Annotated in this window: 25 protein-coding genes and 1 pseudogene; 19 read left to right on the top strand and 7 right to left on the bottom strand. The window is 47.3% G+C overall.

Annotated elements, in window-relative coordinates:
* Window positions 1-145: 145 nt before the first annotated feature.
* A complete protein-coding gene (locus tag Q0V82_RS08630) occupies window positions 146-487 on the bottom strand; it encodes a hypothetical protein (protein ID WP_297574736.1) in 342 nt (113 codons plus the stop codon).
* Between the two features lie 607 nt (window positions 488-1094).
* On the opposite strand from Q0V82_RS08630, the gene Q0V82_RS08625 reads away from it, so the two are divergent.
* The 11 genes from Q0V82_RS08625 to Q0V82_RS08575 all read left to right on the top strand — a co-directional run bounded on the left by Q0V82_RS08625 (window position 1095) and on the right by Q0V82_RS08575 (window position 8138).
* On the top strand, window positions 1095-1310 hold the full coding sequence (locus Q0V82_RS08625) for an AlpA family transcriptional regulator (protein ID WP_297574735.1): 216 nt from the start codon (window positions 1095-1097) through the stop codon (window positions 1308-1310).
* Between the two features lie 17 nt (window positions 1311-1327).
* Window positions 1328-2056, top strand: coding sequence for a hypothetical protein (locus tag Q0V82_RS08620; protein WP_297574734.1), 729 nt, complete (start codon window positions 1328-1330; stop codon window positions 2054-2056).
* A 12-nt stretch (window positions 2057-2068) separates the two neighbouring features.
* Window positions 2069-2296, top strand: a complete 228-nt coding sequence (locus tag Q0V82_RS08615) for an ogr/Delta-like zinc finger family protein (protein ID WP_182077190.1) — start codon at window positions 2069-2071, stop codon at window positions 2294-2296.
* A gap of 107 nt (window positions 2297-2403) precedes the next feature.
* Window positions 2404-2742, top strand: a complete 339-nt coding sequence (locus Q0V82_RS08610; RefSeq protein WP_297574731.1) for a hypothetical protein — start codon at window positions 2404-2406, stop codon at window positions 2740-2742.
* 89 nt (window positions 2743-2831) lie between these two features.
* Window positions 2832-3269 carry a hypothetical protein gene (locus Q0V82_RS08605; protein ID WP_297574730.1) on the top strand — a complete coding sequence of 146 codons (438 nt, stop codon included), beginning with the start codon at window positions 2832-2834 and terminating at the stop codon, window positions 3267-3269.
* A gap of 87 nt (window positions 3270-3356) precedes the next feature.
* A complete protein-coding gene (locus Q0V82_RS08600; protein WP_297574729.1) occupies window positions 3357-3878 on the top strand; it encodes a hypothetical protein in 522 nt (173 codons plus the stop codon).
* The gene (locus Q0V82_RS08595) at window positions 3871-4143 is read left to right on the top strand and encodes a hypothetical protein (RefSeq protein ID WP_297574728.1); all 273 of its coding nucleotides are present in this window, start codon (window positions 3871-3873) and stop codon (window positions 4141-4143) included. Before Q0V82_RS08600 ends, Q0V82_RS08595 begins: the two co-directional genes overlap by 8 nt.
* Window positions 4143-4514, top strand: a complete 372-nt coding sequence (locus tag Q0V82_RS08590) for a DUF1484 family protein (RefSeq protein ID WP_297574727.1) — start codon at window positions 4143-4145, stop codon at window positions 4512-4514. The genes Q0V82_RS08595 and Q0V82_RS08590 overlap by 1 nt, the downstream gene beginning before the upstream one ends.
* A 10-nt stretch (window positions 4515-4524) precedes the next feature.
* A complete protein-coding gene (locus Q0V82_RS08585; protein WP_297574724.1) occupies window positions 4525-5622 on the top strand; it encodes a toprim domain-containing protein in 1098 nt (365 codons plus the stop codon).
* Window positions 5615-7456 (top strand): DUF927 domain-containing protein, encoded by a 1842-nt coding sequence (locus Q0V82_RS08580; RefSeq protein ID WP_297574722.1) that lies wholly within the window; start codon window positions 5615-5617, stop codon window positions 7454-7456. Before Q0V82_RS08585 ends, Q0V82_RS08580 begins: the two co-directional genes overlap by 8 nt.
* 367 nt (window positions 7457-7823) lie before the next feature.
* Window positions 7824-8138 (top strand): hypothetical protein, encoded by a 315-nt coding sequence (locus tag Q0V82_RS08575; protein ID WP_297574720.1) that lies wholly within the window; start codon window positions 7824-7826, stop codon window positions 8136-8138.
* A 387-nt stretch (window positions 8139-8525) separates the two neighbouring features.
* On the opposite strand, the gene Q0V82_RS08570 is transcribed toward Q0V82_RS08575, so the two are convergent.
* The gene (locus tag Q0V82_RS08570; protein ID WP_297574718.1) at window positions 8526-8843 is read right to left on the bottom strand and encodes an HU family DNA-binding protein; all 318 of its coding nucleotides are present in this window, start codon (window positions 8841-8843) and stop codon (window positions 8526-8528) included.
* 170 nt (window positions 8844-9013) lie between these two features.
* Between Q0V82_RS08570 and Q0V82_RS08565 the strand changes: the two genes are divergently transcribed.
* The 4 genes from Q0V82_RS08565 to Q0V82_RS08550 all read left to right on the top strand — a co-directional run bounded on the left by Q0V82_RS08565 (window position 9014) and on the right by Q0V82_RS08550 (window position 12933).
* The gene (locus tag Q0V82_RS08565; protein WP_297574716.1) at window positions 9014-10240 is read left to right on the top strand and encodes an MFS transporter; all 1227 of its coding nucleotides are present in this window, start codon (window positions 9014-9016) and stop codon (window positions 10238-10240) included.
* A 174-nt stretch (window positions 10241-10414) separates the two neighbouring features.
* Window positions 10415-12112: an FAD-dependent 5-carboxymethylaminomethyl-2-thiouridine(34) oxidoreductase MnmC gene (mnmC, locus tag Q0V82_RS08560; protein WP_297574713.1), complete on the top strand. Its 1698-nt coding sequence runs from the start codon at window positions 10415-10417 to the stop codon at window positions 12110-12112.
* A gap of 114 nt (window positions 12113-12226) precedes the next feature.
* Window positions 12227-12493 carry a DUF2917 domain-containing protein gene (locus tag Q0V82_RS08555; protein ID WP_297574712.1) on the top strand — a complete coding sequence of 89 codons (267 nt, stop codon included), beginning with the start codon at window positions 12227-12229 and terminating at the stop codon, window positions 12491-12493.
* 140 nt (window positions 12494-12633) lie between these two features.
* Window positions 12634-12933, top strand: a complete 300-nt coding sequence (locus tag Q0V82_RS08550) for a hypothetical protein (protein ID WP_297574710.1) — start codon at window positions 12634-12636, stop codon at window positions 12931-12933.
* 25 nt (window positions 12934-12958) lie between these two features.
* Here Q0V82_RS08550 and Q0V82_RS08545 read toward each other — a convergent pair whose 3' ends face one another.
* The 5 genes from Q0V82_RS08545 to Q0V82_RS08525 form a co-directional block, all read right to left on the bottom strand.
* Entirely contained in the window at window positions 12959-14422 is a 1464-nt protein-coding gene (locus Q0V82_RS08545; protein WP_297574708.1) for a PLP-dependent aminotransferase family protein, read from the bottom strand.
* A gap of 93 nt (window positions 14423-14515) precedes the next feature.
* Complete coding sequence (gene ftsB / locus Q0V82_RS08540) at window positions 14516-14863, bottom strand: cell division protein FtsB (protein ID WP_297574706.1); 348 nt, start codon at window positions 14861-14863, stop codon at window positions 14516-14518.
* A 97-nt stretch (window positions 14864-14960) separates the two neighbouring features.
* Complete coding sequence (gene eno / locus Q0V82_RS08535; RefSeq protein WP_297574704.1) at window positions 14961-16256, bottom strand: phosphopyruvate hydratase; 1296 nt, start codon at window positions 16254-16256, stop codon at window positions 14961-14963.
* Window positions 16257-16313: 57 nt separating this feature from the next.
* Entirely contained in the window at window positions 16314-17153 is an 840-nt protein-coding gene (gene kdsA, locus Q0V82_RS08530) for a 3-deoxy-8-phosphooctulonate synthase (protein ID WP_297574702.1), read from the bottom strand.
* Window positions 17154-17329: 176 nt separating this feature from the next.
* Window positions 17330-18985, bottom strand: coding sequence for a CTP synthase (locus Q0V82_RS08525; protein ID WP_297574700.1), 1656 nt, complete (start codon window positions 18983-18985; stop codon window positions 17330-17332).
* A gap of 592 nt (window positions 18986-19577) precedes the next feature.
* Here Q0V82_RS08525 and phbB point away from each other — a divergent pair.
* From phbB to Q0V82_RS08505, 4 genes and pseudogenes are all read left to right on the top strand, one after another.
* Window positions 19578-20312: an acetoacetyl-CoA reductase gene (gene phbB / locus Q0V82_RS08520; protein WP_297574772.1), complete on the top strand. Its 735-nt coding sequence runs from the start codon at window positions 19578-19580 to the stop codon at window positions 20310-20312.
* A gap of 276 nt (window positions 20313-20588) precedes the next feature.
* Window positions 20589-21749, top strand: coding sequence for an efflux RND transporter periplasmic adaptor subunit (locus Q0V82_RS08515; protein WP_297574699.1), 1161 nt, complete (start codon window positions 20589-20591; stop codon window positions 21747-21749).
* 11 nt (window positions 21750-21760) lie between these two features.
* Window positions 21761-24889 carry an efflux RND transporter permease subunit gene (locus Q0V82_RS08510; protein ID WP_297574697.1) on the top strand — a complete coding sequence of 1043 codons (3129 nt, stop codon included), beginning with the start codon at window positions 21761-21763 and terminating at the stop codon, window positions 24887-24889.
* Window positions 24882-25202: pseudogene (locus tag Q0V82_RS08505) on the top strand (hypothetical protein); the annotation flags it as partial. The gene Q0V82_RS08510 and the pseudogene Q0V82_RS08505, both read left to right, overlap by 8 nt.

Genomic DNA, 25202 nt, shown 5'->3' with positions numbered 1-25202 from the left:
GTAAAAATAGCCTGATACACCTGACAACCTGATACAGACTACTTAACCATATGTATTTAAAGGTATTTACTGTATCAGGCATGTATCAGGTTATATGTTTAAAAACTCGAAAAAGTGCTTCTATTTTATGCTGTACAGATAAAAATCACGCCTTGCCGCTCTTCATTCGGTAGCAGTTCGGGCAAATCCAACCAACATTGCGCCGAACCCGCATGGCCTTGTCGTCGTAAAGTTCCTGCATGCCAAAATCTTTGACATTGGTAATCGCAAGCTGACCCAAACCATGCGTGGCAAGCCATTGGCGAATTGCAGGAAGCTGCGCTGGGTCGCTAGCTCTCGCAGTAAAAATCCGTACTTCTCGCCCAGCGTCCAACCACTCGCGAACACGCAACATCATCGGCTTTACTGGTTCACCAATCGCCGAACCCATCGCGCCGTGGTACTCAGCTAACGTACCGTCCAAGTCAACGCCAATCCATTTGCTCATAAAACCGCCTATTAAAAAGTGAGTGCAACAGCAAAACAAGGCGCATAAACGCGATATACGGACATACAATCAAAAGACACACCAACACACAAAAAAACAAAAATAATCGCGCATACGTGGACTGTGAGGCCATGAAGCAGGATTTAACCCTAAACCCCGAGGCGCGCGATTGATGCCCCGCCTCTCCTCCGCCCCTCTTGGGTCGCTTGCTATGCACCTGCATAAGTCCGATCGAGCCAATGCCAGCACAGCTTGCCCAGCAAATTTCACTTTCAAAAATCTATGCGGATTTATGCAGAAATGCAGGGTACGCATGCAGTGATTTGCCTCGCATGGCACGAAGATCAATGGGCGGTCGATTTGTTGCTGTCGATGTATGCCGATATCACCTGATAGCCGCTTGCTGCAGCTATTAAATTTAAAAAATTGCGGCCAACTGCTACAGCTTGCCAGCCAAAACACCACTTTTTAAAAAATCCGGTTGTGCCAGCGCTGGCACAACCGCAACTAGATGCCTGTTTTTGCCCTCGCTGGAATACTTGCCCCTGTTGCCATTCGGTGCACACCGGAAACGACCAAAACAGAAAACCAGCACAGGAGCAAAACAATGTCAGACAGCAACGCGCCGCGCTTAGAGCGCTTTATTTCACGAACTGCACTCAAGCATTTAATTGGCGACATTGCTGATTCGACCTTGTACGAGTGGCAAGCAAAAAACCTTTTTCCCAAGCCTGTACCGCTAGGTGCTCAACGCGTTGGCTGGCTAGAAAGTGAAGTCATCGCATGGCAACAAAGCAAAATCGCCGAACGCAACGCCAACTAAACCCAAGGGACAGCACAATGCAAAAAATTCCATTTACGGCTGAACAAGAAGCCGAAATAAAAAATCTACAAACGCGCTATCAGGAAGCGATCAGTATCCATAACGAAAAAATTGCTCACTACACAGTAGCGAAAGAAAAACTAGACACCTTAGATCGAACTATTGCGGCAATTGAGAATGAAGCGCGTGAAGCACGAGAAAATAGCAAATCGCTCATTCGATCTTTAATTTTTGAAACCAAACAATTACTGAATGCCAAATCGAAAGAACAAGCCGCTTATAACTTGGTAGAGGATTACCAAGAAATCCGCACCGAACTTGTTACCGCATTAGAAATTCAATCCTTTGTTTTAGAAAAAGCCAGAAACTCAGTTGCAACATTGCGATTAAAAACAGCGCACGAAATAGGAAAAATTATTTTTCGCGTTGCTATTGATGAATTACACAAAAACAATGGCTTTTCATTATTACGCACCGCTTTAGAGCTAACGCATAACGACACCAATGCCAACCCAGTTCAAGCACTGAGTTACTCGGTCATTTCAACCCAAGACAAAAAATACATTGACTATGACTATTTTAAAGATTTTATAAAAAAAGTGGGTAATGAATTAAGCAGCAGCGAGCCACTTATTAATGACTGCTTTTTAGAGTTAATTCCACCAATTCAAAACCAATACGCAACACCTAATCTATCAATTGTTGCCACAAACAAACGCTGTGCCGAACTGGGTATCGTCTACTAAAAGGAATGCGTAATGAGTATGAATTGTCCGCACTGTGGCGAAACCATGCACATTCGTTCTAGCCGAGAGACATCGTTAATTAGTCGTGAAATTTATTACCGCTGCACCAACTTGCATTGTGGGCATATTGCAATTGCGATTACTGAGCTAATAAAAACCATTGTGCCAGCACAGTTTCCTAACCCGAAGTGTCATTTACCCGTTATCAAACCGGAATCATCAGCGCCACCACGCGGCTAATATACAAGCGATATAAATACAAAAACCTAATAGCTCACGCCTTAATTTATTGCGTGCGGGGATTGCTGCGCCCTATTTAAACCGCAACAACACAGGAGCAATCAAGAGTGAATCATAAGCAATTTATCAAAGACAACCAGCACGAAACTCACACTTTTACCGCAAACACAGAAGACAGCAAACTGATTTTTATGATTAAAAATTGGTTAGATGATAACGGCATTGGCGGCTGCAAAATCATCAAAGAAGAAAATGGCGATACGTTTGCACTATTTGAAAATATTTCGATTCGAGTTGAGGATGAAACCGAGAAAAACTGTGCCGAACGACATACTTTATTAAGTAAATATAAACACAAATTTAATTCTCAATTAAATAATCAGCATGAGACACAACACACACCGAAAAAACATTTTATGCACGATGAATTCTTAGCCGACTGCTGATTAATTTAATCCTTACCTCATTCAGAATGATCGCGCATGGGAATTGCTGCACCCAATTTAAATGGCAGCAGTATAAAAAGGAATTAATTATGGATCAAAAAAAATGGATTGGTGTTGATTTGGACGGCACATTAGCCAAATCCAATAAGGGTACACGCAACAATACAATTGGTGGGCCGATTGAAGCCATGTTGAATCGTGTCAAAAAATGGATTGAAGACGGTGAATATGAAGTGCGTATTTTTACTGCGCGTGCCAGCGACAGCAAACAGATTTTTGGCATTCAGAAATGGCTAGATGATAACGGCATTGGCGGCTGCAAAATCACCAACCAAAAAGACGGCGATATGCTCGCACTATTTGACAATATTGCAATTCGCGTCGAAGAAGACACCGGCAAAATTTGCGATGAATGCCTTAATTACTTGGCTGATTCTAATTACAAATTTAACTCGCAATTAAATCACCAACCAGCAGCAATAAACCAAAACAATTTCATGCGTCATGATTTTTTAGCCGATTGCTAATTTAATTAACCCGAATTTATTTAATTAAAACCATAAAAAAGCCCCCAAAGTAAAGGCTTTGGGGGCTCATCCACACAAGGACACACCATGAAAATCAATTCTCACACAGCCAATTCATTATTGGCAAGCCCTATTGCAATGTGGCCTACTTCACTTGACGCACTCAAACAAATGATGAAAAATGCAGGTCTTGCGTTCAATCACGCAAGCAGCTTTGACAGGCTGAATGAAAAAGCGGGACAACCGCTGCGTAGCGGTTTTTTTACGTCTGAACGCCTTGAGCGTCCGTGCGTACCCGAACACGCCATAGTTGCACCTTCACTGGTGGGACGTGGTGGGGAAGCCTTCGGGCTTGCTGGTTTACTTTTTCGCCAGTCTGTCAACCCTGCCACGTTCTCGCCACCTCCGTTTGACAGCGGATGGCGGGGATTTAACCCCCATGAAAAAGGTGCATTCATCATGCCAAAACTCGCCCGTACTTTCCTGACGTATTCCCTCTTGGCTATTACTGTCATTGCGTTTGAGCGCAATACCCCCTTGATCGTTGTTGCATTGTCGTTTGCTGCTTTCTGCCTTGCCCACGTTATCGGAGGGGCTCGCCATGATTAAGCCATTCGATTTAGATCAAGCCATTGCCCTGCCGCATCCATACACCGCGCCACTCATGGGTGTAGCAAATTACACCTCTGAGCTATCCGCCGAAACTGCGCTCTTGATGGCGTTGGAATATCTACAGGACGCACAAAAAGGCGGCGTTGCTGATTTTAAAACACTGGCCGCACTGGAATACATCAGCGCCATTGTGACGGCAGCAGGTCTCAACCCAGACGCGCTCAAGCCTTGTCCCACCACCGCCATTGGAGGGACTCAATAATGTGCGTTCGCCCTTACCAACTCCCTGCCACATTACCCAGCAATCCATCCGTACCTGCTTTGCGTTTTGAACAGCTCACTCAAGCTATTGACGGCCTACAGCGTGGCGTCGCTCACTTGCCTGACGGTGGCAGCAAAAAGCAGCTCAGCGAACATGCCGCGCTAATGCAGGCACAAAACCAACAACTTATTGAACTATTGCACTGTGTTAAAGAGCAACTCACGCTTTGTGAAGACGGCCTTTTAGCACTGGCTGAGCTACTCGAAAGCAGCGACAACCGAGCCATGCTATGTAGTCGCCTGCATAGCCTGCTAACGCCTTTGCTACAGCGCCAACAAGACGCCACCAATTACCTAACTGACGCGCTGTGAGGAGGACGCAATGAATTCCAATACCCAGCCCCGTGGCAAAGTCACGCAGCGCTTTAGCCTTGAAATCAAGCAAGCTGCACGCGGCCTATGGCCGCATATCTTGCAAACTATGGGCATTCCCGCCAAAACCTTGGATGGGCGCAATCATCCTTGCCCCGCTTGCGGCGGCACGGATCGCTTTCAATTTACGGTGCGCGGCACTGCCGCGCCGTATGGCCGCTTTGCTTGCCGTGGTTTGGACAAACAAGGCGGCGATGGCTTTGCTCTCGTTATGCACGTTTTTAACTTGAGCTTTCCGGAGGCCGTACAAGCCGTCGCCAATGTGCTGGGCTTAGGCTCGCATCGCGTAACACTGACTTTACCCAAGCAAATTGAAGCGGCACCAATACCGCAAATCAATCACTCAGAAAAACTACAGCGATTATTTGATGCTGGCGACGACATCGGCATGCACAACACAGCGGGGCGTTACCTCTATCAACGCGGCATTCGTGAAGATCTGATTAATCGAACCACGCAACTGCGCTATTGCGATGTGCTGGACTACTGGCATGTTGTCGATGGCAAACCCCAAAGATTAGCCAGCGGTGAAGCGCTGATAGCCAGAATCCAAAAGCCATGCGGGGCGCTGGCTGGATTGCATCGTATTTACCTTGATGTGGATGCCAATAAGCTGGCTTTGCTATATGGCGACAATAACGAAGTCCTTCCCGCCAAAAAGCTACAAACGGCACATGACGGCGCTTTAGCCGGCGCAGCTTGCAGATTAAGACCGCTGACTGGCGAAGGACGACTGGCGCTCACTGAGGGCATAGAAACGGCACTGGCTGTGCATCAACTCACCGGCCTTCCCGTTTGGGCTTGCATCAGCGCTAGCGGCTTAAAAACGGTGCAATTACCCGATACAGCGCGTGAAGTCTTTATTTACGGCGACAACGACCAGCCCGACCACAAAGGCCGCAACGCAGGGGCAGAAGCGGCTTACATTTTGGCAACTCGCCTACTCGACGAAGGCCGTAAAGTAAAAGTCATTTTACCGCCGCAAGCGGGGACTGATTGGCTAGATGTGCTGAATAACAATAAAACCGAGGCTAAACACAATGACTGATTTGTCACAAAAACAACTGAATGCAGATACTGCAAAAAGCATGACTGAAAGCGTTACCATCACTTTGCCACGTGGCGCGTTTGAATTGGCCAACCCTGATAACGCGGCGGAATTCACCCCTAAAAGCAAGGCCGAATTACTGGGTGAAATCAAGCCATATTACGAGCTAATCGACGGTGAACTGGTCTACATCGGCACCAAAATAGACCGTGATACCGGAGAGAAAGAGCACTTAGCCCCTGTTCGACTCTGCCGCGAATTGGAGATCATCGGGCAAGGTATTGATAGCTACGGCGATTATTACCGCTTGATTCGTTGGAATGATTGCATCACCAACTCAGAAAAAACCACCGCAATACCCTGCAGCAGCATTGGCGAGCGCGAATGCTGGCAATTACTCAATGGCAAGGGCTTGGCAATTGCCACCAACCGCGCATCCCGTGAGCGGCTAGCAGATTATTTACACAGCGAAGGCAGCAAAGAGCGCTACACAATCGCTAGTCAAAGCGGCTGGCAACAAGGTGCTTTTGTCTTGCCGACAGGTGAAATTATTGGCGAAGCCAACACTCGACTTTTTTATCCTGCAGCAGGAACCTACCGCGAAGCCTTCACCCCGAAGGGTAGCATGGCCGAATGGCGTGACAGCGTAGGCGCACTAGCAAAAGATAATCCCTTAGTCATGACCGCCGTAGCTTGCTCACTGGCTGGCGCGGTACTGGGCTTGATCGGCGCACGGGATGGGATTGGCCTGCATTTGCATACGGAAACCTCAAGCGGAAAATCAACGTGTGCCGACGTTGCGGCCAGCGTTTGGGGCAACCCTAAAAGCCTGATGCAGTCGTGGGATGGTACGGGCATTGGCCTGACAAATTCAGCGGAATTTGCCAACAGCATGATGCTGTATCTCGATGAAATTGGCGCAGGTGACGCCAAGAAAATGGGGAGCATTATTTACACCATGCTCAACGGTGTTTCCCGCACCCAAGGCCGCAAAGAAGGCGGAAACCGTGCTAAAAGAACTTGGTTAATGACACTCATCTCGACGGGTGAAGTTCCGATCAGCCAGTTTCTCAACGAAGGCGGCCATATCGTGCGCGGCGGCCAAGAAATACGCATGCTCGACATTCCGGCAGACGTAGGCAATTACCGCGCCTTTGATTGTATTCACGGACACAAAAACGGCGGTGCATTCTCAATTGCACTGACCGAAGCCGCAAGAACGCATTACGGCAGCATGGGTCGCGAGTTTGTTGCATGGCTAATTCAGCACAAAAATGAAGTAAAAAATCGAGTCACTGCCTCTGAAAAACGCTTATTGGCTGAACTTCCCGACCACGCCGCGCCAACCGTTTCAAGAGCTTCTAGAAAATTTGCAATCTTGGCTGCGGCGTTAGAAATGGCTGCAGATGCAGGTTTAACGGGCTGGACATGCGAAGAATCATTCCAAGCCGTACACACCACATGGCAGCGTTGGCTGGTTGAATTTGGTATTGATAGCCGCGATGACGAGCGACTTATTGAGCAAGCAAACAGGGTATTAGCCGCAGCACAATATGGGCGTTTTTTGCTCTTGCCACTCCAAGACCAAGAACCCACGATGCAAAACGTGATGGGCTACAAACGAATAACAGAGGACGGCGGCTATGTATTTTTTGTATTGCCGCACGCTTTTAAGGACGAAGTCGTCAAAGGTTACGAGATTAAAAAAGCATTTAAAGTCCTGCATGAGGCAGGGGTTTTAGATAAGCCCAAAGGGCATGATGGCTGGACTGTTGTATTTGAGCGGGGCAAGGGGCGCGGCTACAAAATGAAGCTCAGCGCCTGTAAGGAATGATAAAGAGGTGATCAGTTATTTTTGAATAAAAACCAGAATAACTTTTTTATCAAAAATTTCATTATTTGCCTGATACCCTGATACAAGAAGACTATCTAACTGTATTTAAACATTTTAATTGCATCAGGTACACGCATCATGTTTTTTATCCAACCTGATACCCTGATACAAACCTGATATTTAAAAACCCAGCATCTATGCGGGTTTGAGGTATGTGTATCAGGCAATCAGGTGAATCAGGCATTTTTTCTACGTATATAGGAGTGCGGGGAAAAATGTACTTTCATTACTGTAAGTATTATGCAATTTATCCACCGCACGATATGATTCTTTCCCCACATGAAAAAGCCCCCGAACGAGCATAAAAATGATGACCAACACAACCAGTAGCGAGCAGCAAATCGAACCCCAAAAAAAACGCCGTGGCCGCCCTCCTCTACCGGATAGCATGTCCCGAAATTCAGAAAGAACAAAAAGCTATCGAGACCGACTGAATGCAAAAGCAGCACGCGAAAGTAAAGACGGTGTTTTAAATGAAGTCGTGCAACTCAATGCCGTGGTGCTGGGACAAACCCGTGAACAGTTAAAAATGTGTGCCAAGCAGAACAACATGACCATCGGTGAGTTACTCAACCACTTGGTAGAAAAAAGTGACTTAACCGCCATTTTTGAAGTAAAGTGATAAAATGTTGGAAAAGACCAAGCCGCTTTGCCGTCTAAATAAATGTCTTTTATTTGCAACAAGCATCCCAACAGCGCCTGAAATAACGTTCAGCCCACCCCTTCTTTAACAATTCAGAGATTTACTCCGCCATTGGCCTACAAATGCCCAATTTTTGCCTTCTTTAAAATCATTTGGGGGTATCAACGGGGGTATCTCTGACAGCAATCAAAAATTATTTGTTTGTTTTCAACCAGTTAAACGATTATTTTTGTTCCCACAAATGCGCCGCGAAGACTAAGCCAACAGACCGTATTGCCCGCCAGCCCTTTTGAAATAAAGCTTTGCGGGCAATACTGACAAAATAAAACCGGCCATGGCCGGTTTTATTTTTTTAAAGCTTTATTTTTATACTGATTTTTCTTGTGCCAGATCTTGCTGCGCAACCGCGTCTTTAAGTGCTTTTGCTGCGGTAAATTTAAGCACCCGCTTCGCTGGAATTTGCACTGCTTCACCGGTACGCGGGTTGCGTCCGACGCGGGCATCGCGCGACTTTAACGCCACTTTGGCCACGTTGGGCAAAACTACTTCGCCGCCGCCACTGACGGTCGCCAAAATCACCTCCGACAAAGTCTCGATTGTGGCTGCAACTGCTTTTTTTGAAACTTCCGGATGATCAATCGCTACTAAGTTATGGACAATCGCAATCAATTCAGTTTTATTCATAAAAGACCTTTTAATGGGCGCAGCGCATAGAATAGATCAGCCATTATGCCGCAGCCCAAGAAAATAAGCTTTAGCTTTGCGCATAGTTTTCCATTTATGCAAAACGCACTATTTACCTCGCTTTTAAATAGCAATCAGAGGAAAATGTGAATGTCACACAGAGAGATGACATGAACACCAGTAGCCAATCGCCAATTCCCAATATCACATTCTTAGCGCTTTTATTTCCTCTTGCCTTAGTTTTGTTTGAATTTGCCACTTACATTTCAAACGATATGATTCTGCCGGCAATGCCGACCATTGTTAATTCATTTGCAATTGATCCAATTCATATTCCATCGGCAATGTCGATTTGTTTATTGGGTGGCGCCAGCTTGCAATGGCTGCTTGGACCTCTTTCGGATCGAATTGGCCGTCGCCCAGTGATGCTGGCGGGCGTACTGCTGTTTATTCTGTCTTGCATTGCCATCGTATTTTCTGAATCTTACAGTTGGTTTTTATTTTGCCGCTTTTTGCAAGGCACCGGCATGTGCTTTATCGGCGCAGTCGGCTACGCCGCAATCCAAGAAAGCTTTGCTGAAGCCACCGCCATTCGCGTGACCGCATTAATGGCCAATGTGGCCTTGATTGCGCCACTCATTGGCCCTTTGGCGGGCGCCATGGTATTGCAAGTGGCCAGCTGGTATTGGATTTTTATTTTTGTCGCCATCATCGCCAGCTTTTCAGCCATTGGTCTTTGGCGCTTCATGCCAGAAACCTCACCCAAAATAAACACGCCATTGCGTATTGCGCACTTGCGCCAAGACTATACCGCCGTACTCAGTAATCGGCGTTTCTTAGCCGGAGCGATTTCTATCGGTTGCACCTCCGCGCCTTTATTGGCTTGGATTGCATTAGCGCCGGTGATTTTGATGCAAGACGCACAACTCTCCACCATTGCCTATGGCTACTGGCAAACGCCGGTGTTTGTTGGCTTAATTTTAGGCAATCTTATTTTGGCCAAAGTCGTAACCAGCGTACCGATTTACCGCATTATCAAGCTAGGCTCCATACCGCTAATGGTCGGCCTAACGATGCTGCTGTGGTTATTTAAATCGCCAATGGACTGGCAATGGCTGATTGCGTCACTCTCTATCGCCGCCATTGGGATTGGCATTATCAATGCGGCACAATTTAGATTGGCCTTGTTTGCCAGCGATCAAAGCAAAGGCACGGTTGCTGCCATGCTGGGCATTATTATGATGGTGATTTTCTCAGTCGCGATTGAGGCTGCCAAAATCGGCCATGAGCTGTGGGGTAATCGCGGATTTATCATTGTCTGCTTAGTCATGGGCACTTGCGCGATTAGCGCCAGACGCTATTTTTTACGTGGCCCGCATGGCGAACAAGCGGATTAATTGAATATATCAATGCACGAAGGCGCCCCCCTTATCCAGACAAACTCTGAATGGCAATCTATATTTCGGACTTCGCTATACCAAGCGCAGGCTGCATTACTTCGTAATCTTGCCATTCAGACCCCATCGCCGCGATCGATTTTCAGCCTCGATTGGGCGCAGGGCGCCGTCTTCTTGGCGACGTGTCAGCACTGGATAAACACGCGCCAGACCACCGAACGACTGCACTTTTTAAGCTTGATCCCCAGCGAATTTCAAGTCGATCAGCTACAGGCCATCGCCCAGCAACACCCCGAATTTTCGGCACTGATTGATCAATTACAGGCCATCTGGCCACGCTGGCAAACGGGATTTCATCGACTGCATTTAGCACTAGGGCAAATCAGCCTTACCCTTGTATTTGGCGATCATACGCAGCTCAGTGAAATCAGCGGCCCAATCGATCTGATTTACCTAAATTTAGCGTCACCAACATCGCTGACGCTGATGCACTGCAAGCAATTGCGCCGTCTAGCTACGGCACATAGCGTCGTCATTGGGCAAGGCAATCACCCGCTACACCGCCAGCATTTAGCGCAAGTTGGTTTTATATTGCCACCACCATCCACAGACGACTTTTGGGTGGCAACAACGCGCCAACATCGCCAGTCAAGCCACGCAGCGCCAATCGAGCCCGAGGCCATCATCATTGGTGCCGGCCTGGCGGGCTGCGCCATGGCTAACCAGCTCGCTGCACGCGGCTGGAAAATCAAACTGATCGACGCTCAAGCGGATATTGCCAGTCAAGCCTCAGGCAATCATATTGGTCTTTGTCATCCAACATTAAGCCGCGACGATAACTTCCAAGCCCGCCTGTCGCGCGCCGGTTTTGCGGCCACACAACAAAAACTAATGCAACTGAGCCAGCAAGGTCTAAGGATTGATTTTGGTGTCGATGGGCATTTGCAATTGGCCAAAGATCAGGCTGCGGCGACGTTGATGCAATTGATCAGCACTGAGCAACCGCAACTCCATCAGATGGTTCGCTGGCTAGATCGACAACAATGCCAGACTCAGCTTGCGATAGATTGCGAATTGGGTGGCTGGTGGTTTCCCGAAGGGATGTGGGCCAATCCCTACAGTATTTGCAATGGGTATATCAATCAGTACCATGATTTAATTGACCTTCAACTCAATACCCATGTAAATCTAATTAGACTATTTGATCAATGCTGGCATCTTTACGATGCGGAGCAGCAACTGATCGCCTCGAGTAAAACATTAATTTTAGCCAACGCAACGGATGCGACCCGCTTGATTCCGGATGCCCAATTGCCGCTCTCGGCGAGTTTGCGTAGCGTCTCCACATTGTGGAGCGGCGACTTACCGGCAAGTACTTTTAGCCTATCAGGACAGAGTTATTTAACCCCCGCATTGGCGGGCTGGCGCTGCGCCGGTGCCAGCTTGGTCGACGTGCAGCATCCACAGCAGGCTGAACAACAAAACCTCGACGACTTAAGTCAGCTTATTGGTGCCGCCGTTGTCACCAGTAAACCGGTCGAAACTCGGCTTTGTTTTCGCCCCAACTCATCGGATCGTCTGCCTTTGACAGGTCAAATCCCACAGCGTAGCCACATCCCTCACTCAGTCGATCAGCTCTTTCAAATACCACGTCAACCCGGTTTATACGGCCTATTAGGCCTTGGGGCGCGCGGTATAACATGGCATGTTTTGATCGCCGAAATGTTGGCATGTCAACTCAACCAAGAGCCGTTCGCGATTGAGCGCTGCCTAGTCGCCGCGATCGATCCTGCACGATTTGCCTTGCGTGAGCTGCGCAAAAGCCCCAACCACGCCCAAAAACAATGCAGAAAGCCTGCAAATCGAGCATAACAGTCGTGAAATCATCACAATTGAATGCTCAACTTGCATACAGTTTGCCACTGAGCAGCTGGGCGGAATCGACGTATAGTTGATCTCATCGCAAACCGTTTTGAGGGTTTTATCATGCAAACCATGCAACTGAGTCGCACCCAAGTGAGCGCCTTTCAAGCCCAACACTGCTGGATACATTGCGAGGCCGGTCAGCTTTGGCTTAGCCATGATGGCGAAGATATTGTGCTGGAACGAGGGCAAAAATACTTTGTGCATAGCGGTGATTTAATCGTGATCGAAGCGCTACAAGATGGCCGTTATCGAGTGCAGCCCAAGACCACCATCAAGATGAGCCAAGCGCCCAACAAGGCGGCACCGACTGCCGCACTCGCCCAGTAAGCGGCAGGATTAACCGTTAATCTGCCATTCTGAACGCTTAAGAAGCCTAAGATTGCCAATTAAAGATCAGCCTGCCGATAGTAAAGGCAGGCTGGCAGTTGCACTTCAATCGAAGCGCAGTCCGCCATGGGAGGTGGGCTATGCGCGGAAAATGGCTTCTGATGACACTGCTATTCGGATTTACGGCCTTAAGCAGTCATGCACAAATAATTGATGACATTCTCGAGGTCAACGGCATTCTGTCCGTGGCTTGTGGTGAGCGATCTACTGTACTTTGGGTCGATGAAAGCGAACAAATAGAACCCTGTTTAATGGCCTACTCTGCGCGCTGCATTGAAGTTCAATCTGATGAAGCCCAAAGCTGCCTCAATGTGATGCAAAAGCACGAAGCAGCAGAAAACAAAGTCAATGACGCCTCAGTACAAATGACTGCGTACTAATACGTCAACAGGCCCTAGCCATGCACTAAACAGCCTGATTGATATAAGCTTGAGCCATCTGACCTAGTCGTTCGATGGCTTTTTCATGTTTCACTGTCCAAGGTTCACCACAGCAAATACGCAAACAATTGCGATAACTTTGACTTGGCGAAAACATCACCCCTGGCGTAAAACTAATGCCTTCAGTTAATGCCTGCTGCAATAACTGCAATGTATCTACTTTTTCATTGAGCTCTAGCCATAAAACATATCCGCCTTGCGGTACATGCAAACGCGTATCTGCAGGGAAAAACCGTTGAATAGCATCAACCGCATCGTTAACCTGCTCGGCACAATGTTTACGCAAGCGTCTTAAATGATGATCATAACCGCCACTTTCTAAAAAGTGCGCGATGGTTCTTTGCAATACCAATGAGGTCGAATAGGTATTAATAAATTTAAGTTGCTCAATTTGTTTTTGCCAACGGCCACCAAACACCCAACCAATTCGAAACGCTGGCGCTAGTAATTTAGTAAAGGACGCAATCAGCATCACATTGCCCGTTTGATCATAGGCTTTGGCTGGGCGCGGGCGATCACCTTGATAGCAAAACTCGCCATAAATATCATCTTCAATTAAAGGGATATTTCTTTGTTCTAATAACTCAACTAATTTTTTTTTGTTTTCATCGGGCATTAAACTGCCACAAGGATTGGAATAATTTGGTAATAAAACACAAGCGGTCACCGCCCCATTTCTTGATGCCAATTCTAAGGCTTCAATCGAAATCCCTGTTTTGGGATGCGTCGGGATTTCTAATGCTTTTAATTTAAAACTTTCTAGAATTTGCAATAAACCAAAGTACGCTGGCGACTCAATCGCGACCACGTCACCCGGCTTGGTCACCGCACGCAAGCAAAGATTAAGCCCTTCAATTGCGCCATGGGTAATTAAGACATCATCCGCTTCAATTTGCCCACCCCACGTTAAAGAGCGGCGTGCAATTTGTCGCCGTAACTGAATATCGCCCAATGGCTCACCATAATCGGCAATCATATCGGGATCATTACGCGTCACTTGTGACAAAATGCGCTGAATTTGCTGATTTGGGAATAGTTTTGGCGACAAAATCGCCAAGCCAAAGTCGACTTTCAAAGCATTAATTCGCGCCAAAACACTGGGCGTTAGCAATGGGTCAATCACCACATGGGAAGGCCGCTTCGGTGGCTTGGTCAGCTCTGGTGAGGCTAGGTGGCGAATGGCACGAACATAAAAACCAGACTGTGGCCGCGCCTCAACCAAACCACGATCTTCCAGCTCTCGATAAGCTTCCATAATGGTTGAAAGACTTAAATGGCGCTCTGAGGATAATTTTCGAATGGATGGTAGTTTTTCACCGGCTCGCAACAACCCAGCATGAATCGCTTGTGCTAGCTCTTCGGCCAATTGAAAGTACAGTGTTTCTGATTTTTTTCGCTGTGATTGATCCAGCAATGTAAGGTCATTCATTTCGCCCCTCCCCCATAGTCAAGACACTATAACTGAGGGTTTAGAAAAAAAACAGTTTTACATTTTTGGCGGCAACAAAAATAGTGTACCGGATCAGTCCGATTTCGATGGCGAACTAGGGGTGGCTGTATTGCTTACGTTGGGTTTGATTGCGCTGATATTGACTGGCGACTGATCGAGCACTTGGAAAAAAACTTCGCCCTGCCGAATCATCCCTAATTCATTACGCGCACGCTCTTCAATGGCATCAGTACCATTTTTTAAATCCTGCACTTCGGCCTCGAGCGCGTCATTGCGCTCTTTAAGTTTGGCATTGCTTTCACGATGCTGGCTTAGTTGCGAATCAAGCTGCCAAACTCGCAACCAGCTCCCTTTGCCAACCCATAGCGGCCACTGTAAAGCAACGATAATAATCGCAAAAAAAATTGCCAGTATGCGCATACAAACCTTCGTGACAAAATAAAACCGGAGCTAGGCTCCGGTTTTACATCTTACTACAGACGTTTATTTACGTCGAAATAATTACCAATATAAAGGCTTAACCTTTCAACTGATAAAATGCACCGATACCTGGGTACACCGCTGCATCACCCAACTCTTCTTCAATACGCAAGATTTGGTTGTATTTTGCAATACGATCAGAACGGCTCAATGAACCTGTTTTGATTTGCATGCAGTTCGTTGCAACCGCCAAATCAGCAATCGTTGCATCTTCAGTTTCACCGGAACGATGACTCATAACTGAAGTGTAGCCATGACGTTTAGCCAAATCGACAGCAGCCAATGTCTCAGTCAAAGAACCGATTTGATTCACTTTAATCAAGATTGAGTTGCAAATGCCGCGCTTGATACCTTCAGCCAAGATTTTGGTGTTAGTTACAAACAAATCATCGCCGACGATCTGTACACGCTTGCCCAAACGATCGGTCAAGACTTTCCAACCATCCCAATCGCGCTCGCCCATACCATCTTCAATCGAAATGATTGGGTATTTGTTAACGAGGCTTTCAAGGTAATCAACCATCTCAACTGAATTGAAAGTGCGATTGCCTGATTTTTTGAATACATAATTGCCAGTGGCTTTATCAAAGTATTCAGAAGCAGCACAATCCAAAGCGATACGGAAGTCAGTACCGGCTTTGTAACCCGCTTTTTCAATCGCGGCCATTAACATGTCCAGCGCTTCTTCAGGACCCGCAACGTCAGGTGCAAAACCACCTTCGTCACCCACCTGAGTTGGCATGCCTTTGTCGTGCAAGATTTTTTTCAAGTTATGGAAAACTTCTGCACCGTAACGCATTGCTTCACGGAATGTTGGCGCGCCAACCGGAACAATCATCAACTCTTGGAAATCCAAGCTGTTTGATGCGTGCTCACCACCGTTGATCACGTTCATCATTGGTACTGGCAAAGCCATCGGGCCTGAACCACCAATGTAACGATACAGCGGCAAACCCGCTTCTTCAGCAGCCGCTTTTGCCACTGCCATAGACACGGCCAAGATGGCATTTGCACCTAAATTGCGCTTGTCTTCAGTACCATCCAAATCGATCATGGTTTTGTCGATAAAGGCTTGATCTGCAGCATCTAGACCAATGATGGCTTCGCAGATTTCAGTGTTGATGTTTTCAACAGCTTTCAATACGCCCTTACCTAAGTAACGTGCTTTATCGCCATCACGCAACTCAAGCGCTTCGCGCTCACCGGTTGATGCCCCAGACGGTACTGCGGCACGGCCCATGACACCTGATTCTAGAAGGACATCGGCTTCTACGGTTGGATTGCCACGTGAATCTAAGATTTCACGTGCGATCACTTCAACGATTGCGCTCATCGGTTCTATACCCCTTAAAACGGTTGAATTAATACTGCGAAAAAATTACACAACATTTTACAATGTATGCTCAATAAAGGAGTGTGCCTTAACTGCACGGTCAATGTCTTTGAGGACGATCAGCAATTCCTTCATTCTCGCGATGGGCATGACATTTGGACCATCGGACATGGCATTACATGGATCAGGATGGGTTTCCATAAAGACCCCAGCTACGCCAGAGGCGATTGCCGCACGGGCCAAGACTGGAACAAACTCACGCTGACCACCCGATTTATCGCCTAAACCACCGGGTTGCTGCACCGAATGGGTGGCATCAAACACCACCGGGCAATGCGTATCGCGCATAATGGCCAAGCCGCGCATATCACTCACCAAGGTGTTGTAACCAAAAGAAGTGCCGCGATCACAAACCATAATATTGTCGATGCCGCCATTGGCTTCTTTGGCTTTTTCAACAACATTCTTCATATCCCAAGGTGCCATAAACTGACCCTTTTTGATATTCACTGGCTTACCCGTGGCACAAACCGCATGAATAAAGTCGGTTTGGCGCGCCAAAAAAGCGGGGGTTTGCAATACATCCACCACTTGTGCCGCAATGGCGGCCTCAGCTTCGCTATGAATATCGGTCAGGACTGGCACCCCAAGCTGACGCTTCACTTCCGAAAGGATTCGCAAGCCTTCATCAATACCTAAACCTCGAAACGATTTGCCGGATGAACGATTGGCTTTGTCGAAGCTAGATTTATAGATAAATGGGATGTTTAACTCAGTAGTGAGTTCTTTTAAATAACCTGCAGTATCGATTGCAAGCTGTTCACTTTCAATCACGCAAGGACCGGCGATGAGAAAAAAAGGATGCTCAATACCCACATCAAAGCCACATAACTTCACGCCAACCTCCTTGGGTATATCGCCCTAAATTAGATTTAATATAGGCTAGCAGCCAATACCCATTAGGGCAATACACAAATACACATCAAATATTTGGAATCACCTCGAGCAATTGACATTGCATCGAGGCTTCCAAACGACACCATGCGCCGTCATCAAGGCCGCATTACTGATATTTATTTGCAGCTCAAGCCTTCACGGCCATTTTCTTTGGCGTACGCAATGGCCGCTTGCACGTAAGAAATAAACAGCGGATGACCGTCACGCGGGGTTGAAGTAAATTCTGGATGGAACTGACAAGCAAAGAACCAACGATGATTTGGCAATTCGATGGTTTCAACCAAAGCTTCAGCGCCCATTGACTTACCACTGATTTTCAAGCCAGCCGCTTCTAAACGCGCCAAATAGTAATTATTTACTTCGTAGCGATGACGATGACGCTCAATTGCGGACGTGCCGCCATAGATTTTAGCGGCCAAAGTACCCTCTTCAAGACGACATTCTTGCGAACCCAATCGCATTGTGCCACCCATATCCGAGTTTTCATCGCGCTTTTCTACTTGGCCATCATGATTAATCCACTCATCAATCAAGGCGACGACGGGGTATTGTGTTGCTAAATCAAACTCGGTTGAATTCGCGCCAGGCATACCGGCCACATCGCGAGCATATTCAATCAGCGCAATTTGCATCCCCAAACAAATCCCCATGTATGGGATATTGTTTTCGCGCGCAAAGCGAACGGCAACAATTTTACCTTCAACACCGCGCTTACCAAAACCACCGGGCACCAAAATGGCATCCATATCGCGCAAGCACTCAGCACCTTCGGTTTCTAGTGATTCAGAATCAACAAAGTGAATTTTGACTTCTGAGTGGGTATGTAAACCAGCGTGCCGTAATGCTTCAATCAGCGACTTATACGACTCGGTTAAATCGACATACTTACCAACCATGGCAATATTAACAGTCTGCTGTGGGCTTTGAACCGCAGCGACAATCTTGTCCCAAACCGACAAATCAGCAGCAGGCAATTGCAGATTAAATTGCTTACAGATGATTTCATCAATACCTTGCTCAGATAAAACACGCGGTATTTTGTAAATAGAATCCACATCAGGACAAGAAATAACCGCTTTTTCTTGAACGTTAGTGAATAAAGCAATTTTACGGCGTTCTTCGTCTGGCACCATGCGGTCAGCACGGCAAATTAACACGTCAGGCATGATGCCGATTTCGCGTAATTCTTTAACACTGTGCTGGGTTGGTTTGGTTTTAATTTCACCCGCAGCAGCGATATAAGGCACGTAAGACAAATGTATGAAACAGGTGTTGTCTTTACCCAGCAAAACGCCCATTTGGCGAATCGCTTCAAGAAATGGCAGCGACTCGATATCGCCGACCGTTCCACCCACTTCAATCACCGCGATTTCAGCGCCTTCTGCGCCCAGGCTAATAAAATGACGAATTTCATCGGTAATATGTGGAATGACTTGGACCGTCTTGCCGAGGTATTCACCGCGACGCTCTTTTTTAATCACCGAGTCATAAATTTGACCGGTGGTAAAATTATTGCGCTTTTTCATTTTAGCGGTGATAAAACGCTCGTAATGACCCAAATCTAAGTCAGTTTCAGCGCCATCTTCGGTAACAAAGACTTCGCCATGCTGCATTGGGCTCATCGTGCCTGGATCCACATTGATATATGGATCAAGCTTCATCATGGTGACATTAAGACCGCGTGACTCTAAAATCGACGCGAGAGATGCGGCGGCGATGCCCTTACCTAAGGAAGAAACAACGCCACCGGTTACGAATATGTACTTGGTCATGTTGGTGCGCACAAGTTTGAATCCCCTATTCTACCTGAACAACAGCGCACCCTCAATTCTGGACAAGAACAAAAAAATCTGAGCGCAGCTATTTTCGCCGTTTAAAAGCGCAGCAAATGCCGACTAAGCCCCCAAAAAACCAAGTAAAAATGCGCTTTAATACGCCCAGCCAAGCACTTTAAGGTACGCAACAAAAAACCTTCTTGAGCACTGCACAACCTTCTGCAGCAAGCGCTGACATCCCAAACAACATTCCAAACGGAGCCATCCAACGTCTTTACGCCATCATTTCACCACACAAAGCCCCCACCTTTTTCGCCATATACCAATGAGCTGCATACATCGCACAACCAAGTATGACGCTCGATGATCCACCCAACTCAACGCCGTCACCCAAACAAGACACGCCCAACGATCGAAGGCACTTTGCCAGATTGGAGCTGTCTCAAAAATGTCATCATTCCAAACGATAATCAGCTTTTGCTTACGCACAATTAACACCGCATGATAATCTTTGAAAGGTGACGGGCGATACAACCAATCACACCCACACAAGAATCCAAGCACATCACTCTCTAGGAAATATTCGCGTATGACAAAGGTTGCACTAGTAACAGGCGGCATGGGTGGCATTGGCACGGCAATTTGTCGAAAGTTGGCCGACGATGGCTTTCACGTTGTAACGACCTATTCAAAACCTGGCAAAGAAGCGAGCTGGTTATCTGACAATCAATCTGCAGGCTATCATTTTCACGCCTATGAGTGCGATGTCACTGATTATTCGGCTTGCACCGCCTTGGCAGAAAAAATCACCCATGAATTGGGCCAAGTCGACGTCCTAGTCAATAATGCGGGCATTACACGGGATGCTTCTTTTAAAAAACTCAGCAAAACAGACTGGGACATGGTGATCGGCACCAATCTCAACTCTGTATTTAATATTTCCAAACAGTTTGTTGACGGAATGGCCGATCGTGGCTGGGGCCGTGTCATCAATATCTCGTCAATTAATGGCCAAAAAGGTCAGTTTGGACAAACCAATTACTCGGCAGCTAAGGCGGGGATGCACGGTTTTAGCATGGCACTAGCGCAAGAAGTCGCCAAAAAAGGCGTCACCGTCAACACCGTATCACCTGGCTATATTGCCACCGAAATGGTAATGGCCGTGCCGGAAGAGGTTCGAAATAAAATCATCGCCAATATTCCAGTTTGCCGCCTTGGTCTCCCTGAAGAAATTGCTGGCTTAATTAGTTATCTAGCATCCGATCTCGCTGGATTTATGACGGGCGCCAACCTTGCAATCAATGGCGGGCAACATACCTGCTAAATCTAGGGTTGATTATTGATTTTTGCGACTTCAAACCGGCCATTACATGACCGGTTTTTTTACTTATTGCTGCTGCACATTGCTAAATACTCAGCTGCCGGCTTGATCGATGGGCATCTGCAATTGTGTACAATTACAAAATTTTAAGGGCTCATCAGTTTCGCCTAAGCTGTTAAACTACGCGACATTTTGCGCAAGTTGATCTCTCATACAGTCAAATAAATGCAATATTTCTTTCAATCCCCAGACAATTTAAATTCATTTGGAGTGCTTTGCATGCACCACACCACGACGACGACATTTCGAAGAATATCGATCAGCCTACTCATCGTTTCGGCATTAGCGGCGTGCGACAAAGCGCCAGAAAAAAAAGAACGCCCACCCGCCCCTGTCTCCGTCATTGAAGCAAAACCATCCGATGTCCCACTCACCTCAGAGATGGTGGGAGAAACGGCAGGCTATCGCGACGTGGATGTGCGTGCACGCGTCAATGGCATTTTATTAAAGCGGACGTATGTTGAAGGACAAATTGTTCAAGCAGGCCAAGTTTTATTTGAAATTGACCCCGAGCCGTATAAAGCAGAGCTAGATCAAGCCAAAGGCATCTTGTCGCAAGAAGTGGCCAAGCTTGAAAAAGCGCGCGCCGACCGCGACCGTATTGTCCCGCTATTTAAAGAAAACGCAGTGAGTCGCAAAGATTTTGACGATGCCAACGCCGCCTACAATACTGCGGTAGCCAGCAATAGCGCCGCGCAAGCTCGCGTAAGACAAGCCGAGCTTAATCTAGGCTACACCAAAGTGACTGCGCCAATCTCAGGAACAACCAGCAAATTGGTTCAATCAGAAGGCAGTTTAATTACCGCCACGGGCGACTCAGGCAAACTCACCACCATCTCGCAACTTGATCCACTCTACGTCAATTTTTCGTATTCAGAACAAGACAAACAAGAACTTGCCGCAGCGCAACACAGCGGTTCGATTGATTTAAAACCTGGCAAAGATGTATTTGCTAAATTAAAGCTCGCCGACGGCAGTCAATACAACCAAGTCGGCAAGATTAACTTCTCCGACAATCGAGTTGACCCAAAAACCGGCACAATTCGCGCCCGCGCTATTTTTAGCAACCCAAAAGGTGAGCTACTACCAGGTCAATTCGTTCGCGTAACACTCGATCTTGGGACGCGTAAAAATGCCATCTTGGTGCCTGAGCGCGCCGTAATGCAGTCACAAACCGATCATATCGTCATGACCGTGGATAAAGACAATAAAGTCGTGCCTAAACCAGTAACACTGGGCTCTATCTATCAAGGTCAAGTCGTCATCAAAACCGGCTTAAACCCTGGTGACACCGTGATTGTCGAAGGTCAAATGAAAGCGCCTCCTGGCTCTATTGTGAAGCCTATTGCTGCTAGTTCACCTGCTACGATCAGCAAATAATCGGAGTCCGCATGTTTTCTAAATTTTTTATTGAACGCCCCATCTTTGCCAGCGTCATCTCGATCATCATCGTGATCCTTGGCCTTGCTGGGATGAAATCGTTGCCGATTGAGCAATATCCCGGCATCACTCCCCCTGTCGTTTCGGTTACCGCGTTTTTCCCAGGTGCCACACCCGAAGTCATTGCCCAAACTGTTGCCGCACCACTTGAGCAGCAGATTAATGGCGTAGAAAACATGCTTTATGTGCAATCTGGCTCCGCCTCAAACGGCCAGATGAATATGAACGTTTACTTCGCCATTGGCACTGACCCCGATCAAGCCACCATTAACGTGAACAATCGCGTTTCTGCCGCCATGGCGCAATTACCTGAAGAGGTAAAGCGCCAAGGTGTGACGGTGAAAAAGAAATCAACGTCGATCTTGAACGTGATCGCAATCAACTCACCCAATGGCCGGTACGACACAACTTACTTATCAAACTACGCACTACTTAATATCGTTGATGAGATAAAGCGTATTCCAGGCGTGGGTGATTTAACCATGTTCGGCGGCACCGATTACGCAATGCGTGTCTGGTTGCGTCCCGATCGTTTAGCCCAACTCAACTTAACGCCAAACGATGTAATCGGCGCGATCCGAGAACAAAATGCACAATTTTCAGCGGGTAAAATTGGCGCACAACCCACCACCGAAGCCATTGATTTCACTTATACCGTCAATGCGCAAGGTCGCCTCAAATCAGTTGAAGAATTCAACAACATTATTGTTCGCTCAACGGCTGATGGGGCAACAATTCGGCTAAAAGACGTCGCTCGGGTTGAAATCGGCGGCAAAGATTACGACCTGAAAGCCAGTATTAATGGCAAATCCGCAGTCGCAATGGGGATTTATTTACAACCGGGCGCCAATGCCATCGGTGTTGCTGATGCCGTCACCAAAAAAATGGACGAAATCAAACAGCGCTTCCCAGAAGACATTGAATACTCGATCCCTTACGACACCACAACATTTGTTAAAATTTCGATTAAAGAAGTGGTCTACACGCTAGCTGAAGCCATCGTGCTGGTGTTTTTGGTAGTGTATCTATTTTTACAAAACTTTAGAGCAACACTCATTCCGTGTATTGCTGTGCCGATTTCATTAATTGGTACTTTTGCAGGGATGCTGGCTTTTGGTTTCTCGATTAACTTATTAACCCTCTTTGGTTTGGTATTGGCCATTGGTATTGTGGTCGATGATGCGATCGTGGTGCTTGAAAACGTCGAGCGAATCATGAGCGAGACCAAGTGCTCGGCCAAAGAAGCCTCGATTAAAGCCATGGAAGAAGTGTCTGGCCCCGTTGTGGCCATCGTTTTGGTGTTGTGTGCGGTGTTCTTACCCGTCGCCTTTATGGGCGGCATGACCGGTGTGATGTATCAACAGTTTGCCGTTACCATTGCGATTTCAGTCGTGATTTCCGGCATCGTGGCATTAACGCTCACACCCGCGCTGTGTGCGATTATGCTCAAAAGCACGCACCACGAACCTAATCGATTCTTTAAAGCCTTTAATCGCTACTTCGACCAAGTCACTAACGGCTATGTTAGCGGCGTGTCATTTCTAAATCGCCGAGTTGGTATTGCCTTTTTGATCTTTGCCGGTATTTTGGTTTCGATCTTTGTCTTACTCAAATACGTGCCAAGCTCTTTAGTGCCCGATGAAGATCAAGGTTACTTGCTCAGTGCAGTCATGTTGCCTGATGCCGCTTCACTCAATCGCACTGAAGCCACCAGCGCCAGCTTTGACAAAATGCTGATGAGCAATAAAAACGTCGAGAATGTCGTGTCATTTGCTGGTTTTGACCTGCTCTCTGGTGCAGTCATTAGTAGTGGCGGCGTTTCTTTCGTCACCCTTAAAGACTGGTCTGAACGACAAGGCAAAGGCGACAGTTCATTTGATCTAGCCAATACCTTCCAAGGCATGGCGTATATGGGCATTAAAGACGGCTTTGCCGCCACCTTTAATCCGCCACCCATTAGTGGCATGTCAACCACTGGCGGTATTGAGGGTTACTACCAAAATCGTGGTACCGGTGACATTGCCACCTTCTCTGCGGCAGTGAATGAGTTTGTTGCGCAAGCAAAAAAACGACCTGAGTTTGCTAGTGTTTCAACCACGTTCCGTGCCACTGTGCCACAAATTTATCTCGATCTCGATCGTGAAAAAGCCAAAGCACTGGGTGTGAATGTAAACCAAGTTTTTGATGCGATGTCTGCCACATTTGGTCAAGTTTATGTCAATGACTTTAACCAGTTTGGCCGTACTTACCGTGTTCAATTGCAATCGGAAGCCGACTTTCGTGCTCGCCCAGACGATATTCGTAACGTCTATGTTCGCTCGGACAAAGGTGCGATGATCCCGCTCACCAGCTTGGTTCACGTTAAGACATCAATGGGTCCAGAGTTAGTTGAGCGTTTCAATGTATTCCAAGCGGCAAAAATCATGGCAACGCCAGCGCAAGGCATCAGCTCGGGCCAAGCAATTAAAGCGCTAGAAGAAGTCGAAGCTGAAATGGGTGCCACGGACTACAAGCTGGAATGGACCGGTTCGGCCTACCAAGAGCAAGCATCAAGCGGCACCGCCGCGACTGCATTCTTGATGGGTATTTTGATGGTGTTCTTGATTCTAGCTGCGCAATATGAACGCTGGAGTTTGCCATTTGCGGTCATTACTGCCGTGCCATTTGCTTTGTTTGGTGCCCTATTAGCGGTCTATCTAACCGATCAAACCAATAACGTCTACTTCCAAGTGGGTTTAATCACCTTGGTGGGTTTGGCGGCAAAAAATGCGATTCTGATCGTTGAATTTGCCATCATGAAATACGAAGAAGGCGAAACACTCCTCGATGCGGCACTAGAAGCAGCTCGTCTGCGGTTTAGACCGATTGTGATGACCTCATTGGCCTTTATCTTGGGTTGCGTACCACTGGTGACATCCAGCGGTGCAGGTTCAGGTAGCCGCTTTGCATTGGGTGTGCCGGTAATTGGCGGCATGTTGGCAGCCACATTTATTGCAATTTTCTTTATTCCACTCTTTTTCCGCCTGATCATGCAAATGACCGAGAAAAAATCAACACCCGAAGGAGAGAATCATGCTTAAAACCATTCTTTCCCTCAGTGTCGCCCTCGCCTTTACCGGCTGCGCGTTCACGCCAGACAATGTATTGCCAAAACCTGAGCTCCCCACAGCAATGGAAGCCAAGGTGTCGGTAGAAAAAAACTGGTGGGCTCAATTTAATGACCCAGTTTTAAATCAACTGGTCGCGACGGCGCTGGAAAACAGCCAAAACTTGGCTTTAGTCACCGCCAAAGTTGATGAAGCTCGCGCTCGTTTAGGGATTGCAGACTCAGCCAAACTGCCACGGATCGATCTCAGTGGTCGTGGCGCACGCGCCCAGGCATCGCAAAACAGC

It is taken from the genome of uncultured Deefgea sp. (genome assembly GCF_947072475.1).
Classification (GTDB): Bacteria; Pseudomonadota; Gammaproteobacteria; order Burkholderiales; family Chitinibacteraceae; genus Deefgea.
This window is presented reverse-complemented; position numbering and strand designations above follow the sequence as displayed.